This is a genomic window from Deltaproteobacteria bacterium (assembly GCA_016223005.1).
GTDB lineage: Bacteria > Desulfobacterota > GWC2-55-46 > UBA9637 > GWC2-42-11 > JACRPW01.
This window is the reverse complement of sequence record JACRPW010000065.1, coordinates 1-6182: the sequence shown is the minus strand read 5'-3', so window position 1 is coordinate 6182 and position 6182 is coordinate 1. Positions and strand designations below refer to the sequence as shown.

The window sequence follows — 6182 nt, the reverse complement described above, 5'->3', positions numbered from 1 at the left end:
ATGATTATATTGAGAAGCATTTTACAGATGTGTTTTATACGCAGGAAGAGTGTATATTTTTAGATAACCTCTATGTAAACATCCAAAGTTTGATTGAGCCTTACAAACGGAGTTTGGCTCTTGCCGCTGCAATTCGAACCTGTATACAGAAGATGCCGGGAGGGAAATTTCGAAGTGGTCTTTTAAGATACAGGAAGCCAGATTTTCCCCATTTCAGACCAAAATTTACAGCGGATATAAAAAATACATTCTTAAAATTTCTGACAGGCTACAATCAGGCTGTGTTTGATAATGGACAGATTAATGAGGCTTACAATGATGATATTTTTAACCTATTGCCACGGATAAAGGTTGATGCTGTTTACTTTGATCCACCATATGGAGGTTCAGGGTTTGATTATGAAAGGGATTATTTCTTTGTGGAGCTATTTACCAGTTATTATGGGCAAATAAAAGCATTCAATGGCAAAACAAAAACATATCCAATTTTTAAAGAGAGTGGCTTTAATAAAAAAACTCAACTCCACGCTTCGTTTTTAAAATTATTTGAAAGTGCCAGCCATATCCCGATGTGGTTGATAAGTTATAATAACCGAAGCATTCCATCTTATAACGAATTTATTGCCGTGATTAAGAAATTTAAACCAAAAATCAATCATTACGAAAAAAATTATGCCTACAAGGTAGGAAACAACGATGCATTAAAAGAGTATCTGTTTGTGTGTAGATGACTTTTGATGTCCTATCTAACAGCAGAGGCTAATAAAATTTTCCAATTTTATGACTGAAGAGAAAAGGATTGCAAAGGCAGCAGGTATTGTTGGTTCTGCCACACTTGTTAGCAGGATTCTCGGGTTTGTAAGAGATGCTGTTATTGCCTATATATTTGGGGCAGGAAGGGATGCCGATGCCTTTTTCGTTGCCTACAGGATTTCAAATCTTTTAAGGAGGCTTGTTGGAGAAGGGGCATTAACAGTTTCATTTATACCAATATTTACAGAGGAACTCGCAAAGGGTTCAAAGGATAAAGCACGAAAACTTGTATCAACTGCATTTACATTCTTCCCAATCATCCTCATTATACTCACTGTTCTCGGCATAATATTTTCAAAATGGATTTTTGAAATAATCTCACCTGGTTTTGCAGATACACCTGAAAAATTAGAACTTACCATATCTCTTGCAAAATGGATGTTCCCTTTTTTGTTTTTCATAAGCCTCTCTGCCCTGGCAATGGGCGTGCTTAATTCACTAAAACACTTTACAGCTCCTGCATTTTCACCTATCTGGTTTAATGTGTCTGTAATCTTATCTGCCTTTTTTCTTGCATCCCAAATGACAGAGCCGGTTTATGCACTTGCAATAGGTGTGGTTCTGGGGGGTCTTCTTCAGTTTGTATATCAATTACCATATCTTAAAAGGTTTGACATGCTTCCTCGCTTAAATTTTGACTTTTCAAACCCTGCCATAAAAAATATACTCCTTCTTATGCTGCCATCCACTCTGGGTGTTGCAGTATATCAGATAAGTATATTCATAACAACACGGTTTGCCTCTCAACTTCCGGAAGGGAGCGTTTCATACCTTTATTACGCAGACAGGATAATGGAGTTTCCACTTGGTATATTTGGCGTAGCAGTTGCCACTGCATCATTACCATCTTTATCTGAACATGCTGCAAAAAAGGATTGGCTTAAATTTAAGCAGTCCCTTTCTTTTGCCATAAGGCTTGTAATCTTCATATCAATACCAGCAACGGTCGGACTTATAATTTTAGGTGTGCCTATAGTCAATATCCTTTTTCAGAGGGGGGAATTCTCGCAGGAATCTACATATGGAACTGCATTTGCCCTTTATTTTTATGCCCTTGGACTTGCCTCTTTTTCAGGTGCAAGGATTGTTGCATCTGCATTTTATTCCTTAAAGGATACACTAACACCTGTAATTATTGCTGTTATTACACTTTTTTTTAATGTAATCATGGCATTGATACTTATGAAGCCTCTTTTACATGGTGGACTTGCCCTTGCAACAGCCCTTTCATCAATGCTTAACTTTATCCTTCTTTTTCTGGTTTTAAGAAAGAGACTGGGAGGAATAGGTGCAAGGGATATAATCTATTCTTTTCTAAAGGTCAGCATTGCCTCACTCATTATGGGTATAGTTGTTTATTCCTTGTCATCATGGCTCTGGAACATGGAAGGCATTATATTAGAAAGGTCTTTGACACTGTTCCTTACTATTATTCTTGGAGTATTTACATTCCTTTTTTGGGTCTTTATTTTCAAGAGTCCTGAACTCAAATTCTTTCTGGATATAATTAAAAAAAGGGTTTATAGGAATAAATACCTGCCGGGTTAGTATTTTTAAAGACTCTAACCATATATAGCGTTTGATAATGTTTCCAGAATTAGGCTTGCTGGCACTATGGCTTATAGATGCTTATTTTTCAGGTTGTTTGTAAGGGTGTCTGCTGTAACCCATTTCAAGTCAACATCTGATAGAGGATTGCTGCCCCAAGTGGTTTAAAAACAAGGGTTAGAAAGAGGTGCATAGATTAAAAAGTTTACAGTGGCAGTCAATAATAGCCATTTTCAATTGATAATTTAACCAATTGATATTACTATTAATACGGTGATTAAAAAATAGACAATATGAAGACTAGTATTGTTTTCTGTGTTATCAGATTTCATTTCCATAATGTTAATAACAAGTTATCCACAAGTTGTTGGGAAAAGGTGATAACATCTTAAAATTATTGTCTTTTACCTCTTTCAATCTTCTTGGCGGACCCCCATAGTTTTTCCATTTCATCTAACGAAGTGGTGCCAAGGTCTTTTCCGTTTTTTATGAGTTCTCTTTCTATGTAGTGGAATCTTGAAATGAACATTGCCTTTACATTTCCATTTTTTAATGCCTGCTTAAATTCACCCATCTCCTCTTTAACTTTTTTAAAGACCTGTTTTATATCCTGCCAGTCAAAGCCAACCCTTGCTGCTTTTTCACTTACCTTGTGCGCCCTCAGAAGTGCAGGCAGATGCTCAGGCACATCAGAAAGAAAGCCGTTTTTTGCCTTTCCTTCTTTTTTCTTCATCCTTTCCCATTTCTTGAGTGCCTCTTTTGGGGTGCCTGCCTTTTCATTGCCAAAGACATGTGGGTGTCTTCTTATCATTTTTTCTATTGAGACGTTTGTAGCATCGTATATGTCAAATCTTCCTTTTTCTTTCGTGAGTTGGCAGATAAATACAATTTGATGCAGCAGGTCTCCCACCTCTTCTTTAAGGAGTTTATAGGACCTTTTATCAATTGCCTCTACCACCTCATAAGCCTCTTCAATTATAAACGGGACAATACTCTTAAGGGTCTGCTCCTTGTCCCATGGGCAGCCGTCTGGACCCCTAAGTCTTTCCATAATCTTTACTAACTTATTAAGGTTGTTTTTCATGCAGATGGATTGCAGTGCAAGGAGGTTATTCTCTCCAACTCATGTTTTGTGTTTACATTATAAACAGATAAACAGGCAGGTTCTGATGTAAATATGTCCTCAACCTTTTTGATGTGTATCTTATTAAGCAAGTTATTTATACGCAGGTCATTCTCCTTTATTGCCTTTTCCACTACCTTCAGGCAGTTTTTTGAATACACGGCATGAAGGGGATGAAACTGGTTATTTACAAAAGGCACAATGGCATCTGCCTCATCTTTCATATTAAGCATTTTGAGGATAGTATCTTTATCAAGGAATGGCATATCACAGGCAGCAGCGAATATGTGTTCAGAAGATGCATGGAATATGCCTGTCCATATCCCGCCAAGAGAACCTGCACCCTTGATTAAATCTGCTGTTATCCGGACATCAAACTGTTCATATTCAAGAGGGCTGTTTGTGACAATAATTATTTCATCAAATATCTCATTAAATAGGCGGACTGTCCTTTCAATGATAGTTGTGTTATTCTCATGCTTGTTATTTACAGTGCCTGCGTAAAGATGGACAGGTACCTCTATAAACGCCTTATTAAAACCCATCCTTGAAGATTTTCCACCTGCAAGTATAATGCCTGTCATCTTCTTCGTATCCTTATATCTATTTCTTCAGCATCCTTACAGCCTTTTAATGACATTGTCATACCCATTATTGCCTGAATTATGAGGTCGGCGATAAACGGTTTTAATGGGATATTCTTGCTATTAACCATCAACTGAATATTATTGTCTATCCTGCTGTTTTTCAATAACTTCCTTTCTATAAAACTAGCAATAGATTTTGCATTGTCTATATCAAAACATGGCAGTTTTGTTCTAAGTTTTACACTGCTTGCATATGCAATCAGGTTCTTATCCCCTTTGCACACCGATTCTTTTGATAGTTCCTTTCTTATTACCTCTATCTTATGATTGGCTGCCTTTTTATAGCCTTCTGTTATAACTATATCCAGATTGTCACTCAAAAAATTGAATTTTAGAGAATCAATTGTCATCTCCTTATCTACATCCTTTATTACAGCCACCTTTTCAGGAGATGAGAGGACAACAGTCTTTGCACCTGCCTTTTTATGCCTGAAACTATCCTTGCCTTCATGGTCAATCTCAAAGGTATGTGCATCATGTTTTATGGTTCCGACCCTGTAGCCCTTTTTGACAAGGTGTTTTATAACCTTTTCCAGAAGGGTTGTTTTGCCGCTTCCTGATGTGCCGACAAATGATACTATTGGTATGCTGTTCATGGATTTTAGAATAACAGGGAGTCCTTTTACTGTCAATTATAAAAGTTGTCCCCCAAAAATCAAAGTCTATTTTTGGGGTTGGTTGGTGCATCCACTTGCCCTCTGTCCTTCTCTGTGATATAGTTCACAACCATGGCAGACCAATTTCTAAACATTGTAATCTACTCCACTTTGGCAGGTGTTTCAACAGTTTTAGGGATATACCTGGTTCTTAAAAAAGAGAGATGGGCGCTGAAACACTCTGCAATACTGATTAGTTTTTCAGGCGGGGTTGTTTTAACAGCAGCCTTTGTAAATATACTCCCTGAGGCAATGGAGATAAATTCCCAAAGCCTTGTCTATGTCCTGATTACACTCATAGTTTTTTATATTGCAGAGCATGCCATGATGATTCACTCCTGCCGTGAAGGCGATTGCGAGTCTCATTCAATGGGTTGGCTGGGTTTTATGGGCATCGGCTTCCATTCCCTTTTGGATGGTGTTGCAATAGGGGCAGGATTTGAGGCTAGTTTTTCTTTAGGCATAGTTGCAACGATTGGTGTGCTTCTCCATGAACTGCCAGAAGGTATAACAATAACATCAATCCTATTACATACGGGTTTCAGCAAAAAAAATACGCTCCTTCTTTCATGGGTAGTTGCCATTGCAACACCTGTAGGTGCTATTGGTTCATATTTCTTTTTAAAAGACATCTCCAAAGAGTTTCTTGGTTTTTTTCTTGCTATAGCCGCAGGTTCTTTTATATATATAGGTGCGTCAGACTTACTTCCTGAAACACATAAGAATTCCAGCAGGAAGAATATAGTTGCAGTTTTATCAGGGGCATTACTCATTTATCTTGTGGGTAATCTCATCGGAGGTCATTAAATGATACCCCGTTATACAAGAAAAGAGATGGCTCAAATCTGGGAGCCTGAAAACAGGTTCAGGAAGTGGCTTGATGTAGAGATTGCAGCATGCGAGGCATGGGCAGAACTTGGAGAGATACCTAAATCTGCACTCAGGAATATCAGGGAAAAGGCAGATTTTAATGTTAAAAGGATTGATGAGATTGAATCTCAGGTAAAGCATGATGTTATTGCGTTTCTCACATCTGTTGCTGAGTTTGTCGGTCCTGATTCAAGATACATCCACAAAGGCATGACATCTTCTGATGTGCTTGACACATCCCTTGCGCTTCTTTTAAAAGAGGCGGCAGACTTAATTATTCTGGACATAAAGAATCTCATGCATGTTATAAGGAAAAAGGCTTTTGAATACAAAGACACTGTTATGATTGGCCGCTCCCACGGCATCCATGCAGAACCAATAACATTTGGTCTTAAGATGGCGCTCTGGTATGAGGAGATGAAGCGGAACCTTGAGAGGATGAATAGGGCAAGGGATGTAATCTCTTATGGCAAGGTATCAGGCGCTGTGGGGACTTTTGCAAACATCCCGCCGTTTATTGAAGAA

Annotated in this window: 7 protein-coding genes; 4 read left to right on the top strand and 3 right to left on the bottom strand. The window is 38.1% G+C overall.

Features of this window, described 5'->3' with window-relative positions; translation table 11 throughout:
• The first annotated feature begins 113 nt into the window (after nucleotides 1–113).
• A complete protein-coding gene (locus HZC45_07105; GenBank protein MBI5682915.1) occupies nucleotides 114–731 on the top strand; it encodes a DNA adenine methylase in 618 nt (205 codons plus the stop codon).
• Nucleotides 732–780: 49 nt separating this feature from the next.
• On the top strand, nucleotides 781–2361 hold the full coding sequence (murJ, locus tag HZC45_07100; GenBank protein ID MBI5682914.1) for a murein biosynthesis integral membrane protein MurJ: 1581 nt from the start codon (nucleotides 781–783) through the stop codon (nucleotides 2359–2361).
• Between the two features lie 394 nt (nucleotides 2362–2755).
• On the opposite strand, the gene mazG is transcribed toward murJ, so the two are convergent.
• From mazG to mobB, 3 genes are read right to left on the bottom strand one after another with little or no spacing between them, the layout of a single operon-like run.
• A complete protein-coding gene (gene mazG, locus HZC45_07095) occupies nucleotides 2756–3445 on the bottom strand; it encodes a nucleoside triphosphate pyrophosphohydrolase (GenBank protein MBI5682913.1) in 690 nt (229 codons plus the stop codon).
• A complete protein-coding gene (locus tag HZC45_07090) occupies nucleotides 3442–4068 on the bottom strand; it encodes a molybdenum cofactor guanylyltransferase (GenBank protein MBI5682912.1) in 627 nt (208 codons plus the stop codon). Before HZC45_07090 ends, mazG begins: the two co-directional genes overlap by 4 nt.
• On the bottom strand, nucleotides 4065–4727 hold the full coding sequence (mobB, locus tag HZC45_07085; protein ID MBI5682911.1) for a molybdopterin-guanine dinucleotide biosynthesis protein B: 663 nt from the start codon (nucleotides 4725–4727) through the stop codon (nucleotides 4065–4067). Before mobB ends, HZC45_07090 begins: the two co-directional genes overlap by 4 nt.
• Before the next feature lie 132 nt (nucleotides 4728–4859).
• On the opposite strand from mobB, the gene HZC45_07080 reads away from it, so the two are divergent.
• The gene (locus tag HZC45_07080) at nucleotides 4860–5594 is read left to right on the top strand and encodes a ZIP family metal transporter (GenBank protein ID MBI5682910.1); all 735 of its coding nucleotides are present in this window, start codon (nucleotides 4860–4862) and stop codon (nucleotides 5592–5594) included.
• A partial coding sequence (locus tag HZC45_07075) for an adenylosuccinate lyase (protein ID MBI5682909.1) occupies nucleotides 5595–6182 on the top strand: 588 nt, incomplete at its 3' end.